Annotated in this window: 15 protein-coding genes; 11 read left to right on the plus strand and 4 right to left on the minus strand. The window is 73.1% G+C overall.

Annotated elements, in window-relative coordinates:
- Positions 1 to 178: 178 nt before the first annotated feature.
- From ABZW17_RS45820 to ABZW17_RS45835, 4 genes are read left to right on the plus strand one after another with little or no spacing between them, the layout of a single operon-like run.
- Positions 179 to 1,336, plus strand: coding sequence for a CaiB/BaiF CoA-transferase family protein (locus tag ABZW17_RS45820; RefSeq protein ID WP_354829043.1), 1,158 nt, complete (start codon positions 179 to 181; stop codon positions 1,334 to 1,336).
- Positions 1,329 to 2,123, plus strand: coding sequence for a citryl-CoA lyase (locus tag ABZW17_RS45825; protein ID WP_354829046.1), 795 nt, complete (start codon positions 1,329 to 1,331; stop codon positions 2,121 to 2,123). The genes ABZW17_RS45820 and ABZW17_RS45825 overlap by 8 nt, the downstream gene beginning before the upstream one ends.
- An 11-nt stretch (positions 2,124 to 2,134) precedes the next feature.
- Positions 2,135 to 2,995, plus strand: coding sequence for a dioxygenase (locus tag ABZW17_RS45830; protein ID WP_354829048.1), 861 nt, complete (start codon positions 2,135 to 2,137; stop codon positions 2,993 to 2,995).
- A gap of 6 nt (positions 2,996 to 3,001) precedes the next feature.
- Positions 3,002 to 3,925, plus strand: coding sequence for a zinc-binding alcohol dehydrogenase family protein (locus ABZW17_RS45835; RefSeq protein WP_354829050.1), 924 nt, complete (start codon positions 3,002 to 3,004; stop codon positions 3,923 to 3,925).
- Between the two features lies 1 nt (position 3,926).
- On the opposite strand, the gene ABZW17_RS45840 is transcribed toward ABZW17_RS45835, so the two are convergent.
- On the minus strand, positions 3,927 to 4,094 hold the full coding sequence (locus ABZW17_RS45840) for a hypothetical protein (RefSeq protein WP_354829053.1): 168 nt from the start codon (positions 4,092 to 4,094) through the stop codon (positions 3,927 to 3,929).
- Positions 4,095 to 4,236: 142 nt separating this feature from the next.
- Here ABZW17_RS45840 and ABZW17_RS45845 point away from each other — a divergent pair, with 142 nt between their 5' ends.
- The 3 genes from ABZW17_RS45845 to ABZW17_RS45855 are packed head-to-tail and all read left to right on the plus strand — an operon-like array spanning position 4,237 to position 7,536.
- Complete coding sequence (locus ABZW17_RS45845) at positions 4,237 to 5,412, plus strand: hypothetical protein (protein WP_354829056.1); 1,176 nt, start codon at positions 4,237 to 4,239, stop codon at positions 5,410 to 5,412.
- Complete coding sequence (locus ABZW17_RS45850; protein WP_354829059.1) at positions 5,406 to 6,827, plus strand: hypothetical protein; 1,422 nt, start codon at positions 5,406 to 5,408, stop codon at positions 6,825 to 6,827. Before ABZW17_RS45845 ends, ABZW17_RS45850 begins: the two co-directional genes overlap by 7 nt.
- Positions 6,814 to 7,536 carry a hypothetical protein gene (locus tag ABZW17_RS45855; protein ID WP_354829061.1) on the plus strand — a complete coding sequence of 241 codons (723 nt, stop codon included), beginning with the start codon at positions 6,814 to 6,816 and terminating at the stop codon, positions 7,534 to 7,536. The genes ABZW17_RS45850 and ABZW17_RS45855 overlap by 14 nt, the downstream gene beginning before the upstream one ends.
- A 1-nt stretch (position 7,537) precedes the next feature.
- Here ABZW17_RS45855 and ABZW17_RS45860 read toward each other — a convergent pair whose 3' ends face one another.
- The 3 genes from ABZW17_RS45860 to ABZW17_RS45870 all read right to left on the minus strand — a co-directional run bounded on the left by ABZW17_RS45860 (position 7,538) and on the right by ABZW17_RS45870 (position 10,696).
- Positions 7,538 to 8,278 (minus strand): hypothetical protein, encoded by a 741-nt coding sequence (locus ABZW17_RS45860; RefSeq protein ID WP_354829064.1) that lies wholly within the window; start codon positions 8,276 to 8,278, stop codon positions 7,538 to 7,540.
- Positions 8,279 to 8,333: 55 nt separating this feature from the next.
- A complete protein-coding gene (locus tag ABZW17_RS45865; protein ID WP_354829066.1) occupies positions 8,334 to 8,867 on the minus strand; it encodes a carboxymuconolactone decarboxylase family protein in 534 nt (177 codons plus the stop codon).
- Positions 8,868 to 8,980: 113 nt separating this feature from the next.
- Entirely contained in the window at positions 8,981 to 10,696 is a 1,716-nt protein-coding gene (locus tag ABZW17_RS45870) for a glycosyl hydrolase family 18 protein (RefSeq protein ID WP_354829069.1), read from the minus strand.
- Between the two features lie 285 nt (positions 10,697 to 10,981).
- Here ABZW17_RS45870 and ABZW17_RS45875 point away from each other — a divergent pair, with 285 nt between their 5' ends.
- From ABZW17_RS45875 to ABZW17_RS45890, 4 genes are all read left to right on the plus strand, one after another.
- Positions 10,982 to 13,564 carry an FtsX-like permease family protein gene (locus ABZW17_RS45875; protein ID WP_354829071.1) on the plus strand — a complete coding sequence of 861 codons (2,583 nt, stop codon included), beginning with the start codon at positions 10,982 to 10,984 and terminating at the stop codon, positions 13,562 to 13,564.
- Complete coding sequence (locus ABZW17_RS45880; RefSeq protein ID WP_354829073.1) at positions 13,557 to 14,249, plus strand: ATP-binding cassette domain-containing protein; 693 nt, start codon at positions 13,557 to 13,559, stop codon at positions 14,247 to 14,249. Before ABZW17_RS45875 ends, ABZW17_RS45880 begins: the two co-directional genes overlap by 8 nt.
- On the plus strand, positions 14,246 to 14,914 hold the full coding sequence (locus tag ABZW17_RS45885; RefSeq protein ID WP_354829076.1) for an ATP-binding cassette domain-containing protein: 669 nt from the start codon (positions 14,246 to 14,248) through the stop codon (positions 14,912 to 14,914). The genes ABZW17_RS45880 and ABZW17_RS45885 overlap by 4 nt, the downstream gene beginning before the upstream one ends.
- 96 nt (positions 14,915 to 15,010) lie before the next feature.
- The gene (locus ABZW17_RS45890; protein WP_354829079.1) at positions 15,011 to 15,364 is read left to right on the plus strand and encodes a VOC family protein; all 354 of its coding nucleotides are present in this window, start codon (positions 15,011 to 15,013) and stop codon (positions 15,362 to 15,364) included.
- The last annotated feature ends 108 nt before the right edge of the window (positions 15,365 to 15,472 follow it).

Here is a 15,472-nt window from a genome sequence, read left to right on the forward strand (position 1 = left end):
TATCCCCGGCCCGTGTGCGCGGGCCCCCCCCGCGCCCCCGTTGGGTGGTTGTGTGTTCGGGGGTTTTCCCGCGCCAAAACCACCCCCCCACGGCCGCGGCAGGCTCCTTGACCGTGGCGGCGCTCGGGAGCAGACTGCGGACACTGGTCCGACAGGCGGACACGAGTGGAGGCACCGCGTGGAAGCACCCCCCGGCCCGCTGTCCGGGCTGCTGGTCGCGGACTTCTCGCGGGTGCTGGCCGGCCCGTACGCCACGATGCTGCTCGCGGACATGGGCGCCGACGTCGTCAAGGTCGAGGGCCCGCAGGGCGACGAGACGCGCACCTGGATGCCGCCGGTGCGCGGAGACGTCTCGACCTACTACCTCGGCGTCAACCGCGGGAAGCGGTCCATCGCGCTGGACCTGCGCGAAGAGGCCGACGCCGTCGTCGCGCGGGAGCTGGCGGCCCGCGCGGACGTGCTGATCGAGAACTTCAAGCCGGGCGGGCTGGCCAAGTACGGCCTGGACTACGCGGCGGTCAGCCGGGCCAACCCGGGCTGCGTCTACGCCTCGATCAGCGGTTTCGGGGCCGGCGAGGGCGCGCACGTGCCTGGCTACGACCTGATGGTGCAGGCGATTTCGGGGCTGATGAGCCTGACCGGCGATCCGGACGGCCCGCCGTACCGGGCCGGGATCTCGGTGTTCGACGTCATGGCGGGCAACCACGCGGTGATCGGCATCCTGGCCGCGCTGCGCCACCGCGACGCGGCGGGCGAGGGCCAGCACGTCGAGGTCAACCTGCTGTCCTCGGCGCTGACCGGGCTGGTCAACCACAGCTCGGCCTACGCGGCGGGCGGGGTGGTGCCCTACCGGATGGGCAACGCCCACCCGAGCGTCTTCCCCTACGAGCCGCTGCCGACGGCCGACGCCGACCTGATCGTCGCCGCGGCCAACGACAGGCAGTTCCGCCGGCTGTGCGAGGTCCTCGACCTCCCGGACGTCCCGGACGATCCCCGGTTCGCCCGCAACGCCGACCGCACGAGCAACCGCGAGGAGCTGCGGCCGATCCTGGTCGAACGGCTCGCGAATCGCGGTGCGGTGGAGTGGTTCGACGCGCTGACGAAGGTCGGTGTCCCGTGTGGACCGATCAACACGATCGACGGCGGGTTCGCGATGGCCGAACGGTTCGGGCTCGACCCGGTCGTTGAGGTCGGCGACGGCGACCGCGCGGTCCCGACGACCCGCCACCCGATCCGGTTCTCCGCCACGCCGGCGGGCTACCGGCTGCCGCCGCCGGAGCTCGACGAGCACGGCGCCGAGCTGCGGGCGTGGCTGACGGAGGCCGCGGATGAGTGACCCGGTCTACGAAACCGCCCTCGGTGCGTCCACAAAGGACACCATCACGCTGCTCGGCCGGGACCTGGCCGAGGACGTCATGGGCACGGTCGGGTTCGGCGAGCTCGCGTTCTGGCTGGCGACGCAACGACGTCCGTCGCCCGGGGAAACCCGGGTCTTCGAAGCGGTACTGGCCGCGCTGGCCGACCACGGCTTCACCCCGACCGCGATCGTGACGCGGCTGACCTACCTGTCGGCCCCCGACTCGGTCCAGGGCGCACTGGCCGCGGGCCTGCTCGGCGGCGGCTCGCGGTTCCTGGGGGTCACCGAGGACTGCGGCCGGTTCCTGCACGACGTCCTGTCCGAAGTGGACACACGGCCCGGAGACGACGACGGCTGGGACGCCCTCGCGCTCGAAACCGTCGAAAAGCGCCGCGCGGCGAAGAAGTTCGTCCCCGGGCTCGGGCACCACGTGCACAAGGACGGCGACCCGCGCACGCGCCGGCTGTTCGAGATCGCCGCCGAGGAGGGCCTGACCGGCCCGCACCTGCGGCTGTTCGCCGCGATCGGCCGGGTGCACCCGCGGGTGCTGGGCAAGACGCTGCCGCTCAACGGCGCCGGCGTCTGCGGCGCCGCGCTCGCCGACCTCGGGCTGCCGCTGGAACTGCTGCGCGGGTTCGCTCTGCTGGCCCGGACGGCCGGGCTGATCGGGCAGCTCGCCGAGGAGCTGCGCCACCCGGTCGCCAACGACATCTTCCTGTCGGTCGACCTGAACAACCGGTCGGTCCCGCCGGATCCGCACGCGTGAGAGGAACGCCGATGCAGCTGGTCACCGAAGACAACATCACCGAGCTCGCCGCGCAGCGCTGGGCGAGCGCGCACGACCCGCGGACGGCCGAGGTGCTGACCGCGCTCGTGCGTCACCTGCACGCCTTCGCCCGCGAGGTGCGGCTGAGCGAGACCGAGTGGATGGCCGCCGTGCGGTGGCTCACCGAAACCGGGCAGATCAGCAACGAGAAGCGCGAGGAGTTCATCCTCGCCTCCGACGTGCTCGGCCTGAGCATGCTGGTGGTGCAGATGAACCACGCCTTCGACGCGAAGGCGACCCCGGCGACCGTGCTGGGCCCGTTCCACATCGACGGTTCGCCGGAGAAGGAGTTCGGCGGCGACATGTCCGACGGCCTGCCCGGCACGCCGCTCTACATCACCGGCGCGGTCCGCGACCTCGACGGCTCCCCCGTCACCGGGGCGATCCTCGACGTCTGGCAGGCCGACGAGGAAGGCGCGTACGAGTCGCAGATCCCGGACATCGACGAGGCCCGGCTGCGGGCGAAATACGCCACCCGCGACGACGGGTCCTACTGCCTGCGGACGATCGCGCCGAAGGGGTATTCGATCCCGATGGACGGCCCGGTCGGCGAGCTGATCCGCGGGACCGACATCAGCCACTTCCGGCCCGCCCACGTGCACTTCCTGATCAACGCCGCCGGGTACGAGCCGCTGATCACGCACCTGTTCCAGGAGGGTGCGCAGTACCTCGACAGCGACGTCGTGTTCGGCACGAAGCAGGAGCTGGTCGTCTCCTTCGAGGAGCGCGAGCCCGGGCCGACGCCCGACGGCGGCGAGTCGGCGCAGCCGTGGCTCGAGGCGCGGTACGACTTCGTCCTGCAGCCGGTGTGACCGCCGGTGCGCGCGGCTGAGCTCCGCACGCCCGGGCAGCCGCCGGTGGTGGCCGAGCGGGCGGCACCCGAGCCGGGGCCCGGCCAGGTCGCCGTGCGGGTCACCGCGGCCCCGATCACCCCGCTCGACCTGCTCTGCGCGTCCGGGACGTCCTACTTCGGCGTTCCCGCGACGCCGTACGTGCCCGGGGTGCAGGGAGTCGGGCTGCTGGCGGGGACGCCGGTCTGGTTCGCCACCGCGGCGGGCATGCGGCCCGGGGACGGCAGCATGGCCGAGCACGCCGTGGCCGACTCCGCCGACGTGGTCGCCCTGCCGGACGGGGCCGACCCCGCACTCGTCGCGGCGCTCGGGCTGTCGGCGGTCGCGGCGTGGCGGTGCCTCACAGGCACGGGAAAGCTGGCCGGCGGCGAGACCGTGCTGGTCCTCGGGGCCGGTGGCGTGGTCGGGCAGTCGGCCGTGCAGCTGGCGCGGCTGGCCGGGGCCGGGCGGGTCGTGGCGTGCGCGCGGTCGGCGGCCGCGCTGGAGCGCGCCGGGCGGCTCGGCGCCGACGCGGTCGTGCGGTTCGACGGGGACGACGTCGACGCACTGGCCCGCCGGCTGGGCGAGGCGGTCGATCTCGTGCTGGACCCGGTGTGCGGCGTCCCGGCCGCGGCGGCGCTGCGCACCCTGCGCCCGGGCGGGCGGCTGGTCAACCTCGGCAGCGCGGCCGGCGCGGAGTTCGCGGTGCCGTCGGCGCTGCTGCGCAGCCGGTCGCTGCGGATCCTCGGCTACACGAACAACGAGCTCACCGCGGACGAGCGGCGGGAAGCCCTGCTCACCGTCGTCGGGTACGCGGTGGCGGGCGACCTGACCGTCGGCTACGAACGATTTCCGCTGCACGACGCGGCCCGGGCGTGGAACCACCCGGGCCGCGTCGTGCTGGTGCCCTAGATCACTTGCCCCCAGGCCCGGGCTTCGGCACGTCGCCGATGTAGGGACCGCTTCCCACCCCGCCCACGGGCGACGGGTCGCTCGGCGGACCGCTCACCGCGGACGCCGCGGGGGCGAGCACGGCGAGCGCGGCTGCGGTGAACAGAGCGGCAGCTACAGCACGTTTCATCGATGAGCTCCTTCGCGTTCCCCCGTATTGTGGCCGACCCGGCTTCCAAACCGCTTCCGCGCGCACGGACAGCCACCACCGCTCCTCCGTTCGGTCCTATTCGGGCGAATGCCGTGGCCGCCGCCGGTCACCCTCTCGTTAGATGTCCGGGGACGAATCCGAGGGGGCCGGGGTGGAGGAACCGAAGTTCCGCGTCGTCGACACGAGACGGCGGTTCCTGACCTGGTTCACACCGCCGGCCGGGGTGTTCGTGCTGGGGTTCGTCGCGCTGCTGTTCGCCGGGCACGTCACCGGACCGCTGCAGCACATCACCGTGGTGCGGGCGATGATCGCGTCCAAACGGGACTTCTTCGCCGACGAGCAGGTCAAGCGGATCCTGCTGGGCCACGGCTACCAGGTGCAGGTCACCCCGGCCGGGTCGTTCGAACTGGCCGAGACGGCCGACCTGGACAGCTACCAGTTCGTGTTCCCCTCCGGGCAGGCCGCGGCCGACCGCGTCTACGAACGTCGCCGGGGTCAGCACGCGATCGGGTACAAGCCGTTCTTCACCCCGCTCGTGCTGGCCACCTTCCGCGACTACGCGGAGGCGCTGGTCAAGGCGGGCGTGGCCGGACCCCAGTACACCGGCGACAAGCCGCTGTACTACCGCCTCGAGACGAAGCCGCTGGTGGCGCACATGGCGGCCGGCGACCGCTGGCAGAACTACAACCCGCGGCTGAGCGCGAACCGGCTGCTGGTGCAGTCCCCCGACCCGTGCCGGAGCTACTCGGGCGCCGCCTACGTCGGGCTGGTCGCCTACGCGACGTACGGCCATCCGGCGGCGACGGAGGCCGAAGCGGTGGAGCAGGCTCGCGGGATCAAGCCGATGCTGGACGCCGAAGGCCAGCACAGCGACGACATGGCGCCGAAGTTCTTCGTGCCGGAGGGCCGCGGTTTCGCGACGGTGGCGGTGATCTACGAGCACCAGTACCTGGCCTACCAGAACCGGCGGCTCGACAACGGCCTCGGGCTCGACACCGACCGGGTGCTGCTGTACCCGAGCGCGCAGCACGAGACCGCGCCCGACCTGATCTCGTTCAGCCCCGAGGGCGACGCCATCGGGTCGCTGCTGATGTCCGACCCCGCTCTGCGCCGCCGTGCCGTGGAGCTGGGGTTCCACGTCTACTCGGCCGACACCGCGCAGTTCGACTTCGCCGGGTACCTGGCGGAGCGGCGCATCCCGGAGCCGGCGACCGCGAGCAGCGACGACGAAACCTGGCTGCCCAAGGACGTCCCGTTCCGGCGGATGATCGACGACGTCGGGGACTGCCGGTGGTGAGGGTCGCCCTGGTGCTGCTGCTTCTGCTCGCCGCGTGCAGCCTGGGCGCGCCCGCCGATGCGAAGCTCACGGTGCTGGCCACGGGCGAGCTGGCCGACCTGGGCCCGGTGCTGGCGGACCTGCGCCGCGACACCGGGGTCGAGCTGGTCATGGACTACCGCGCCACGCTGGCCGCCCCCGCCGGCCACGACCTCGCGTGGCTGCCGACCGCCCGGTACCTGCGGCTGCGCGGCGCCGAGCCGGGGACGGCGACGTCGATCATGTTGTCGCCGCTGGTGCTCGGCGTGAAGGCGGCCGAGGCGGCGAAGCTGGGCGCGCAGCCGACGTGGGCGGACATCGCCGATCGCGCCGCCGGCGGCGAACTGCGGTACGGCATGGCGGATCCGCACGTCTCCGGCACCGGGATGGCGGCCCTGATCGGGGTGGCCACCGCGGCGGCCGGGACCGGAGCGGCGCTGCGCCCGGAGGACGTCCGGTGCGACCGGATCCAGGGTTTCCTCGCGGGCCGGGCGTTCGGGGCTCCCGACGTCGCCGGGGAGTACGTGCGCCGCCAAGACGACACCGGCGGGATCGTCGCGCCGGAGTCGGCGATCCTGGCGCTCAACGCGTCGGGACGGCTGCGCGAACCCCTGGTCGTCGTCCACCCGCGCGACGGGAGCGTGCTCGCGGACTACCCGCTGATCCTGCTGAACCCGGACCGGCGCGCCGCCTACGACAAGGTCGTGCAGTGGCTGCGGACGCCGGCGGCGCAGCGGGCGATCATGGACCGGACGTTCCGGCGCCCGGTCGACCCGACGGTGCCGCGTTCCGGACCGCTGGCGGCGCCGATCGGGAACCCGCTGTACTTCCCGGACCGCCAGGAGGTCCTCGACCGGCTGCTGCAGGCCTACGACCGCGCGGGCACCGCGCGGCAGGTGATCTTCGTGCTGGACTACTCGCTGTCCATGGCCGGGCCGCGGGTGGCGGCGCTGCGCCGGGCGTTCGCCGCGCTGACCGGGTTCGACCGGTTCTCGATCGGCGAGAGCGTGACGATCCTCCGGTTCGCCGGCGAGGTGCTGGAGGAACGCACGGTCACGGTGTCGCGCCGGGCGGACGCCGACGGGCTGCAGGCGGTGGTGGCGTCGGCGGACCTGCGCCCGCGCACGGCGATCTGGGGCGCGCTCGAGCGGGCGTACCGGATCGCGCGGCCGGGGGCGGCGATCGTGCTGATGACCGACGGCGAGAACAACACCGGCCCGGGCGTGGCCGCGTTCCTCGCCGGAGCGCACGACGCCGGGCCGACGTACGCGGTCGGGTTCGGCGAGGCGAACCAGGCCGAACTGGGCCGGGTGGCCGCCGCGACCGGCGGGCGGGTCGTCGACGGCAACGCGGAATCGTTGACAGAGGCGGTGAAGGAGCTTCGTGGCTGCCGATAGGGCGATGCTGTGGTCGGTGCTGGGCTGGTGGGGCTGGGTCTGGGTGGTGACCGCGCTGGCCGCGGTGGTGGCGCTGGTGGTGCTGGTGCTCGGCGTGCTGCGGCGCAGCCGTCCGGTGATCCTGCCCGGGCTGCCGTTCTACCTGGACGAGCCGCGGGTGATCGAGATCTGCCAGCAGGGCGGCTACGGCGACATCGCGGAGAAGACCATCCGGGAGTTCGTCAAGCGCAACACCGACGGTTCGTTCGGGTTCACCAGCCAGTGGTTCAAGCTCGGCCGCGGCGCCAACCGCGGGCACGAGACGGAGACGAGCTACGACGTGCACGTCACCGCGAACACGCTGCTGGGCTTGGCGCTGAAGTCGCTGGAGGCCCAGCACGGCGTCGTGCACGCGAACCTGCCGGCCGGGGTGGTGCAGGGCGACCGGGCGTGGCGCCGGACGCGGTCACCGCGGCTGTCGGAGGTCCACGACGGGTACGTGGTGGTGCAGGGCAGCTTCACGGTCGCCGAGGAGTCCGGCGACGAGGTGGTGCTGCACGCGCGGATCGGCGGGCAGGAGGCCCGGGTGCGGGTGGCCTGCCCGGACGGGCACCTGCGCCGCAAGGAGGTGCCGGACGGGCAGTTCAACGCCCGCTGCCTGGGCAAGAGCCAGACGTGGCGGCCGGACAGCGGTGAGCTGGTCATCCTGCCGATCGCGGTGCTGCAGTAGTTCACGCCGGAGCGGCGAGACTCCGGCAGAGGGCGGCCGGGAACTGCGGCTCGGCGGCGAGGATTTCGGCGCAGCCGCCGCTCTTCGCCGAGGCGAAGCTCGACCAGCCGGTGCCGGCCCAGCGGAAGACGACCCGGCTCGCGGGCTCGCCGCTGTGCCGCTGCACGTCACGGATCAGCCAGTGCTGGTCGCACGCCCGGGTGGTCCCGCCGTGTTCGGCCTCGGCGCTGTGCTCCGCTTCGGCGACCCACGCCGGATCGCAGTGGTCGGCGGGCGGATCGCAGGTGACGGCCCGGTCGCAGCTCCGCCAGCCGCCGGACCGCAGACCCCAGGGGTTCCTGCCGTTGACGATCACCGGCCGCTGCCCGATCGGCGCGGCCGTCCGGATCGGGAAGTCGGCCGTCACCTGCGTGCAGTCCGTGTCGGGCCGGGCCCGGAACCGGACGCCGGCGTCGATCCGGTCGTCGGCCTCGGCGACCTGGACGTGCGGCGCTTCGGCACAGGCGGGCAGGTCGACGTGCAGCACCGCGCTGCGGTCGTCCGGGCCCGCCCGCACGTCGACGACCCACGCGGAGTTCTCCGCCGGCGGCGCGGGCGGCGCCGGCGTGGTGGTGATCGGCGTGGTTTCCGGCGCGGCCGCGGTCCGGTACGGGATGTTCTGGGCCAGCAGCAGCCAGAACACGAGCTCGCCCGCCACGAGCACCCCGATCGTCCACAGCGCCGGCTTGACGAATCTCGGCATCGAAGTCCCCCCTCGAAGTTCCCGGCGGGAAGGCTATCCGATGCCGGGAACCGCGCTAGCGGACGTAGCCTTCGGTGGCGAGGACCTTCCCCATCTGGTCGTAGGCCGCCGGGTCTTCCGGGGCGATCGTGGCGAGGCCGTCGACGTAGCGGTTGTACATGCAGAACGCCGCGGCGATCAGGACCGTGTCGTGCAGTTCGACGTCCGTTGCGCCTTCCGCGCGGGCCGCCGCGATCAGCTCGGGCGTCACGGCGCGGCCGGTTTCGCGGACCGCGAGCGCGATCCGCAGCAGGGCCTTGAGCTTCTCCCCCACCGGTGCGTCGTCGACGCCGGCGCAGGCCGCGTCGACGACCTCGCGGCCGCCGTCGAGGGTTTCGGCCGCCGCGGCCGCGTGGCTGCCGTGGCAGAAGCGGCATTCGTTGCCGTGGGAGACCACCGCCGCGATCAGCTCGCGCTCGCCGACCGGGAGGCTGCTCGGGCCGCGCAGGAGCGTCTGCGCCAGGTGGTTGAGCGGGACGGCGGTCTCGGGCCGGAAGGCCATCAGCGACCGGATCCCGGGCAGCTGCGGGTCGAGCGGGATGTGCGGCATCGGTTCTCCTCGCGGGATGGAAGATCTTCCCCGCGCAGTCTTTCGGCCCGCGGCGGCCCGGCCAACCTCCGTCTTGCCCAACCGGGCCGCCGCCGAAAGCGTGAACCGATGCCTCAGCCGATCGCGAAGTCGTCCGCGTAGACGGCACTTTGGCCGTACCAGCCGTGGACGTACACCGTCACCGCCCCCGATGCGCCGGTGGTGAAGGGCACCGACAGCTTCGTCCAGCCGCTGCCGGAGGTCCACGCACTGGCGGTGGCGCCGCCCCGGACGCCGACGTAGGCGTAGCTGCCCTGCACCCACGCGGTGAGCGTGTAGGCGTGGTTCGGCGTGAGCGTCACGTTCTGCGCGGCTTCGCCGGTCGCCGACGCCGTGGGCACGACCTGCAGCGCGTGCGTGCCCGAGTGGGCCGGGGAGGCGACGATCGCGTCGCCGGACGCGCTCCACGGGCTCAGCGCGCCGGTTTCGAAGCCGCCGTTGACGACGCCGCCGGCGGGCGGGGTGCCCTTCACCGTGAGGGTGAAGGTGGTGCTGTGGCTGCCGGAGGTGGCGGCGCCGGTCACGGTGAGCGGGTAGCTGCCGGGGACGGCGGCCGCGGTGGTGCTCACCGACAGCGTCGCGCTGCCGCCCGCGGTGACCGAGCCCGGGCTGACGGACGCGGTGACACCGGCGGGGGCGCCGGTGACCGAGAGCGCCACCTGCTGGGCGGAGCCGGACGTCACCGCGGTGCTGACCGTGGCCGAGGCGGAGCCGCCCGGGTCGACCGAGGCCGACGCGGGGTTCGCGGCGAGGGAGAAGTCGTTGCCCGGCACGGAGGTGCCGCCGGTGAAGGGTTCGAAGGCGTGGCTGAAGAACCAGGTGTCCTGGGCGATGCCGGAGCAGTTGTCGTTGGCCGCGCCGCCGGGGCAGCTGCCGTTGTCGCGTTGCAGGGCCCAGAACGACAGTGTGTTGATGCCCTTGGAGACGGCCCAGTTGTAGACAGTGTTGGCGTCGGCGGTGGTGAACGTCTCGGCCGGGCCGAAGTCGTCGACGCCGATCATCTCGGTGACGCCGACCATCGCCCACAGCTGTGCCTGGGTCTTGCCCGGGTAGAGCGAGCCGAGCTGGGAGACCAGGCCGCTCGCGGCGGTCTGGGTGTCGGTGGCCATCTGGTGGGCGGCGTTGTCGTAGTAGTCGAAGGTCATCAGGTTGACCACGTCGACGCGGGTGCCGTTGGTGACGGCGTTGCGCAGCACGGCGAGGCCGCTGTCGGCGAGGCCGTGGGTGGTGGTGGGCAGGGTGTAGGAGATCTGCAGGGAGCGGCCGGAGGCGGCGGCCCAGTCCTCGACCTTCTTGATGGCCTTGTTGCGGCGGTCGATCCCGGCGGAGTTGGTCAGCGAGTTGTCCTCGATGTCCATGTCGAGGCGCGGGACGTCGTAGGTGGTGATCACCGATTCGTAGGCGGCGGCGATGGAGTCGACGGTGGTGCAGCTGTCGGCGATTTCGGTGCCGGTGTTGTCGGCGGTGTAGCCGCCGAAGGACGGGATGACGTCGCCGCCGCGGGAGCGGATGGTGGCGATGTCGGCGCCGAAGGTGCTGTTGGCGATCGGCATGCCGGTGTCGCCGTTCCAGTACACCGTGCAGGAACCCTTGGTGGCGGCCTGGATGAAGGCCATGGTGAGGTGCTTGGCCCCGGACTGCTGCGCCAGCGCGGCCGGGCTTTCGCCGGTCCAGGCTTCGAAGTAGGGCGCGAAGACGTGCGCGGGCAGCGGGGTGGCGGCCTGGGCGGTGCCGGCCGCGGCGACCAGCGATCCGGCCGAAACGGCGGCCAGGGCCAGGAAAACGGACATTCGGGCGAAGGGTCTGCGTCGACGCATCGGTGCTCCAGTACCGGCGGGGAGCCGTGCGGCGGCGGTGCACGGCGGGACCACCTCAGGATTGGATCAGACCAATCCGCCCGTCAAGGTCTAGACCACTAAACCGGCCGGATGGCGGTACCGGTTGCTCGGGTGCAACACCCGGCGGCGAACACACAAGGTGAGCAACGATCGTGACAAAAACGTTCCAACTGTCGCGGCAGGCCGGTAGCGTCTGCGGCCATGCGGGTGATGTGGGGGAAGATTGGACAACGCAGAGTGACGAAGCCGTGGCGAGCGGCCCCGAAGGCCGCCTTCTCCAGCCCGCTGACGCTGATCGTGGCGGCCGTGACCTCGCTGCTGGCCTGTTTCCTCGGCACGGCGGCGGTGCTGCAGGCGTCCGCGGCCGGCGGCGCGGCGGTGACCTACCAGACCTCGATCACCTGCCCCGACAGCTACGGCCCGATGTTCGGCAAGGGCAACATCGGCGTCCAGGACATCCCGGTGCTGACCGGCGCGGTCCAGCGGCACGCGGCCGCGCACGGGTTCTCCACGCCGGTGGTCAGCCAGTACACCACCGTGCTGCGCGGCACCGAGTTCAACGGCGACCCGCACTACAAGATCCGGCTGGCCTACCGCGACCAGGCCGGCCTCGACAACCTGACGCTGCAGCAGGGCACGCGCGCGCCCGGGCTGTGGCTGGGCAACGTCGTGGCCGACGCCGAGCACATCGGCGTCGGGACGAAACCGAGCATCGCGGGTGCCGCGCTGCCGCCGGTCACCGGGATCTACCGCGACCTGCTCGACCCGCCGCCGCGGTGGTGGTGCTCGCAGCAGTCCGGCGCGGTGATCGACCGGCTGGTCGACGACCCGATCGACTCGATCGTGTTCGCCACCGACCGCAGGACCTTCGACACCGCGATCGCCGCGGTCGGGGTGCCGACGATGCAGTACTTCCACATCTCGTTCTACGAGCCGGCGCCGGCCACCCTCAGCGCCGCGGAGGACCTGCTGCAGCGCAGCCGCGACCTGGTCGCCGACGTCCGCGCCGACCTGACCGCGCGGGGCCGCGGTGCGCTGGTGGCCGCCGACGTCCCGACGTTCGAACGCTCGGTCCAGATCGCCCGCCAGGCACAGGACAACGTGTTCGTCTCGATCCTGCCGCTGGCCCTGATCAGCGTCCTGGTCGGCTGCGCCGGCCTCGGCACGGTCGCGCTGCAGTGGTACCAGCGGCGGCACGCACAGCTGCGGCTGCTGTCCGCGCGCGGCAGCGGCCCGGCGGCGCTGGGCGGCCTCGCCGTCGCCGAGCTGGGCCTGCCGATCCTGCTCGGCGGCGCGCTGGGTGCGGTGGCGGCGCGGCTGCTGCTGGGTGTCTACGGCCCGCCGGGCGCACCCGATCCGGGGGCCGTGCTGCGCGCGGCCGGGGTCGCGGCGGGGACGCTGGTGGTGTCCCTGGCCTTGCTGGCGCTGGTGGTGGCGGTGCGGGTGCACCGGGAGTTCGAGCTGGGCCGGGTGCGCCGCGGCGCCCGGCGGGTGCGGCTGCTGGCGTACTTCCCGTGGGAGCTGGCGACGGCGGGCATGGCGTGGCTGGGCTGGACGCGCCTGGCGCACTACGGCACGACGTCGCGGCTGGGCAACCCGCTGCCGCAGGTGGACCCGCTGGCCCTGACCTACCCGGTGTTCGTGGTGCTGACCGTGGGGCTGCTGACCGCGCGGCTGGCGTGGCTGGCGCTGCACGCCTCGCACCGGGCCCGGTTCTGGTCGCGCCCGGCGCTGCAGCTGGCGATCCGGCGGCTGGCCGGCGCCCGCGCGCCGGTGACCGGGGTCCTGGTCATCGGGACGCTCGCGATCGGGACGCTGGCCACCGGCCTCGGCATCGCCAACGGCCAGGAGGAAGCCCTGGACACCAAGTCGGCGATCTTCGTCGGCAGCAACGCCCGCCTCGACACCGACAGCCCGATCGGCATGGGCGACGTGGCGGTGCCCGCGTCGCTGGCCGGGACCAGCACGGTGGTCGGCGAGCTGACCGGGACCGGCAGCGTGGTGCTGGTGGTCGACCCGGCGACGTTCACCCGCGGCGCCGCGGTGGACCGCGTCCCGGCCGGCGACGTGCCCGGGCTGCTGCGGAAGATCTCGCAGCCGGACCCGCGCGGGACGCCGGTGATCCGGGTCGGGCACACGGCCAGGCAGGACGCCAAGCTGCCCGACGGCCTGCCCGACGCGGTCGTCGCCGGGGACCTGCCGGTGTTCCCGATGATCGGCACCTCCCCCGGGTACGTCGTCTCCCGCACGGTGCTCTCCCGCGCGCAGCTGGACGGCATTCCGAAGTGGAGCGTGCTGACGACCTCCCCGATGGCGGAGGCGACCACGGCGCTGCGCGCGGCGGGGGTGTTCATCCCGAACCGGATCAGCCGCGAGTCCGCTTTGGACGGTCTGCCGTTCTTCGTGGTGTCGTGGACGTTCTCCTTCGTGGCGCTGCTGGGTGCGGTGCTCGGGGTGGTGGCGGTGCTGGCGCTGCTGGTGGCGGTCGAGGTCCGGCGGCGGCAGAACGCGCTGGCCGGGGCGCTGGTGCTGCGGATGGGGATGCGGCCGCGGACGCTGCTGGCCAGTCACCTGATGGAGCTGGGGGCGCTGAGCGGGCTGGCGATCGTCGTCGGGGTCGTGTGCGGGGTGTCGGTGGCGGGGTTGTCGGTGCCGCGGTTCGACCCGGCGACGTTCCTGGCGCCGCGCTCGGAGCTGCCGGATCCGCTGCCGTTCGTGCTGACCGTCGTGGTGATCGGCGTGGCGGTGGTCGCGCTGGCCGGCTGGATCGCGGTGCGCTCGGTGCGCACCGCCCGGACCGCGGAGCTGATCCGTGCCTGAGAAACCCATTTTTTCGCTGCGCGGCATCGGCGTCGACTACCAGACCCCGGCTGGGGTCGTCACCGGCGTCGACGACGTGAGCCTCGACGTGCCCGCGCGCGGGATGACCGTGCTGGCCGGGCCGTCGGGGTCGGGGAAGTCGACGCTGCTGCGGGTGCTGGGGCTGTTCGAACAGCCGGCGCGCGGCACGCTGACGTTCCAGGGCGCCGACGTCCGCAAGCTCAAGCACCGGGAGCGGCGGGCGTTGCGGCGGCACCACCTGGGGCTGGTGTTCCAGAACCCGGCCGACAACCTGCTGGGCTACCTGAGCGTGGCCGAGAACCTGCACGCCGCGGCCGAGGCCGCCGGCGTCGAGTGCACCCCCGAGGACATCCTCGGGCAGCTGGGCCTGCACGGCACCGGCGGCTGGAAGATCTCGGCGTTGTCGGGCGGGCAGCAGCAACGGCTGGCGTTCGGGTGCGTGCTGGCCGCGCGCTCGACGGTGATCCTGGCCGACGAGCCGACCTCGCAGCTGGACGAGGCGTCGGCCGACCTGGTGCTGGACACCCTGCGCTACCTGGTGGACCAGGACTTCGCGGTGCTGGTCGCCTCGCACGACGAACGCCTGATCGACCTAGGCGCGCGGGTGGCCCGGCTGCACAAGGGCGCCCTGGAAGGCATCGAAGAACGGGAGCCGCGGTCATGACCCTGGTGGAAGCCGTCGGGCTGCGCCGCAGTTTCGCCCACCCGAGCGGGGACATCGAGGTGCTGCGCGGGCTGGAGCTGCGGGTCGGCGCCGGTGAGCTGGTGACGGTGTCGGGCCGGTCGGGGTCGGGCAAGAGCGCGCTGCTGGCGCTGCTGTGCGGGTTCGACTCCCCCGACTCCGGCTGCGTGCTGCTGGACGGCGTGCCGATCAGCGGCGCGCCGCCGTGGCACACCTGCGCGGTGCTGCCGCAGGCGCTCGGGCTGGCCAACGAGCTGACGATCGCGGAGAACGTCGCCCTGCCGCTGCGGCTGCGTTCGGACGTCCCGCGCCCGCCGCGGCGGGCGGTCGCGGCGCGGGTGACGGAGCTGCTGGACGAGCTGGGCATCGGCGAGCTCGGCGACCGGTACCCGCTGGAGGTGTCGTTCGGCCAGCAGCAGCGGGTGGCGCTGGCGCGCGCGGTGGCGGGCCGGCCGCGGGTGCTGCTGACCGACGAGCCGACCGCGCACCTGGACGCGGGATCGACACCGCGGGTGCTGCGCCTGCTGCGCCGGTGCGCTTCGGAGGGGGCGGCGGTGATCGTGGCGACCCACGACGAGGAGGTCCACCGCATCGCCGACCGCCGCGTCCGGCTGCTCGACGGCGTGCTCACGGCGCTGCTCGACTGACCGGTTCGAACCGATCAGGAATCGAGAAGCGCTGGTCAGCGGGCCGGGCATAGCGTTGCCGACGTACCGCAGACCACGACTTCAGGAGCACCGAAGATGAGCACCCAGGGGATCAAGACCGTCCTGCACCCCGTCACCGACCTGGCCGCGGCCAAGGCCGTCTACACCGCCCTGCTGGGCACCGAGCCGGTTGCCGACGCGCCCTACTACGTCGGCTACGAGGCCGAGGGCCAGCACATCGGGCTGGTGCCGAACGGCGCGCAGCAGGGCATGACCGGGCCGGTGACCTACTGGCACGTCGCCGACATCGAGGCGAAGCTCGCCGCGGTGACCGCGGCGGGCGGGACGGTCAAGGACGAGCCGAAGGACGTCGGCAACGGGCGCCTGGTGGCGACCTTCTCCGACCCCGACGGCAACGTCCTCGGCGTGCTGCAGGACCCGCAGGCCTGAGTCACCCGTCCAACGCGGCGGGTGGTCGTCGCCCGGCGATCGCCGTCATGCCGCTCCCCTGGCGCAGGCCGGTCCCGGGATCGAGCCGGATCAGCTTGGTACCCGACC

This window comes from Amycolatopsis sp. NPDC004625 (assembly GCF_040609695.1).
Taxonomy (GTDB): domain Bacteria; phylum Actinomycetota; class Actinomycetes; order Mycobacteriales; family Pseudonocardiaceae; genus Amycolatopsis.

Excerpts from the sequence above, each read along its gene's own strand:
- ABZW17_RS45825 (WP_354829046.1), top strand. The coding sequence starts at position 1,329 with ATGAGTGACCCGGTCTACGAAACCGCCCTCGGTGCGTCCACAAAGGAC.
- ABZW17_RS45830 (WP_354829048.1), top strand. The coding sequence starts at position 2,135 with ATGCAGCTGGTCACCGAAGACAACATCACCGAGCTCGCCGCGCAGCGC.
- ABZW17_RS45840 (WP_354829053.1), bottom strand. The coding sequence starts at position 4,094 with ATGAAACGTGCTGTAGCTGCCGCTCTGTTCACCGCAGCCGCGCTCGCC.
- ABZW17_RS45845 (WP_354829056.1), top strand. The coding sequence starts at position 4,237 with ATGTCCGGGGACGAATCCGAGGGGGCCGGGGTGGAGGAACCGAAGTTC.
- ABZW17_RS45860 (WP_354829064.1), bottom strand. The coding sequence starts at position 8,278 with ATGCCGAGATTCGTCAAGCCGGCGCTGTGGACGATCGGGGTGCTCGTG.
- ABZW17_RS45865 (WP_354829066.1), bottom strand. The coding sequence starts at position 8,867 with ATGCCGCACATCCCGCTCGACCCGCAGCTGCCCGGGATCCGGTCGCTG.
- ABZW17_RS45870 (WP_354829069.1), bottom strand. The coding sequence starts at position 10,696 with ATGTCCGTTTTCCTGGCCCTGGCCGCCGTTTCGGCCGGATCGCTGGTC.
- ABZW17_RS45885 (WP_354829076.1), top strand. The coding sequence starts at position 14,246 with ATGACCCTGGTGGAAGCCGTCGGGCTGCGCCGCAGTTTCGCCCACCCG.
- ABZW17_RS45890 (WP_354829079.1), top strand. The coding sequence starts at position 15,011 with ATGAGCACCCAGGGGATCAAGACCGTCCTGCACCCCGTCACCGACCTG.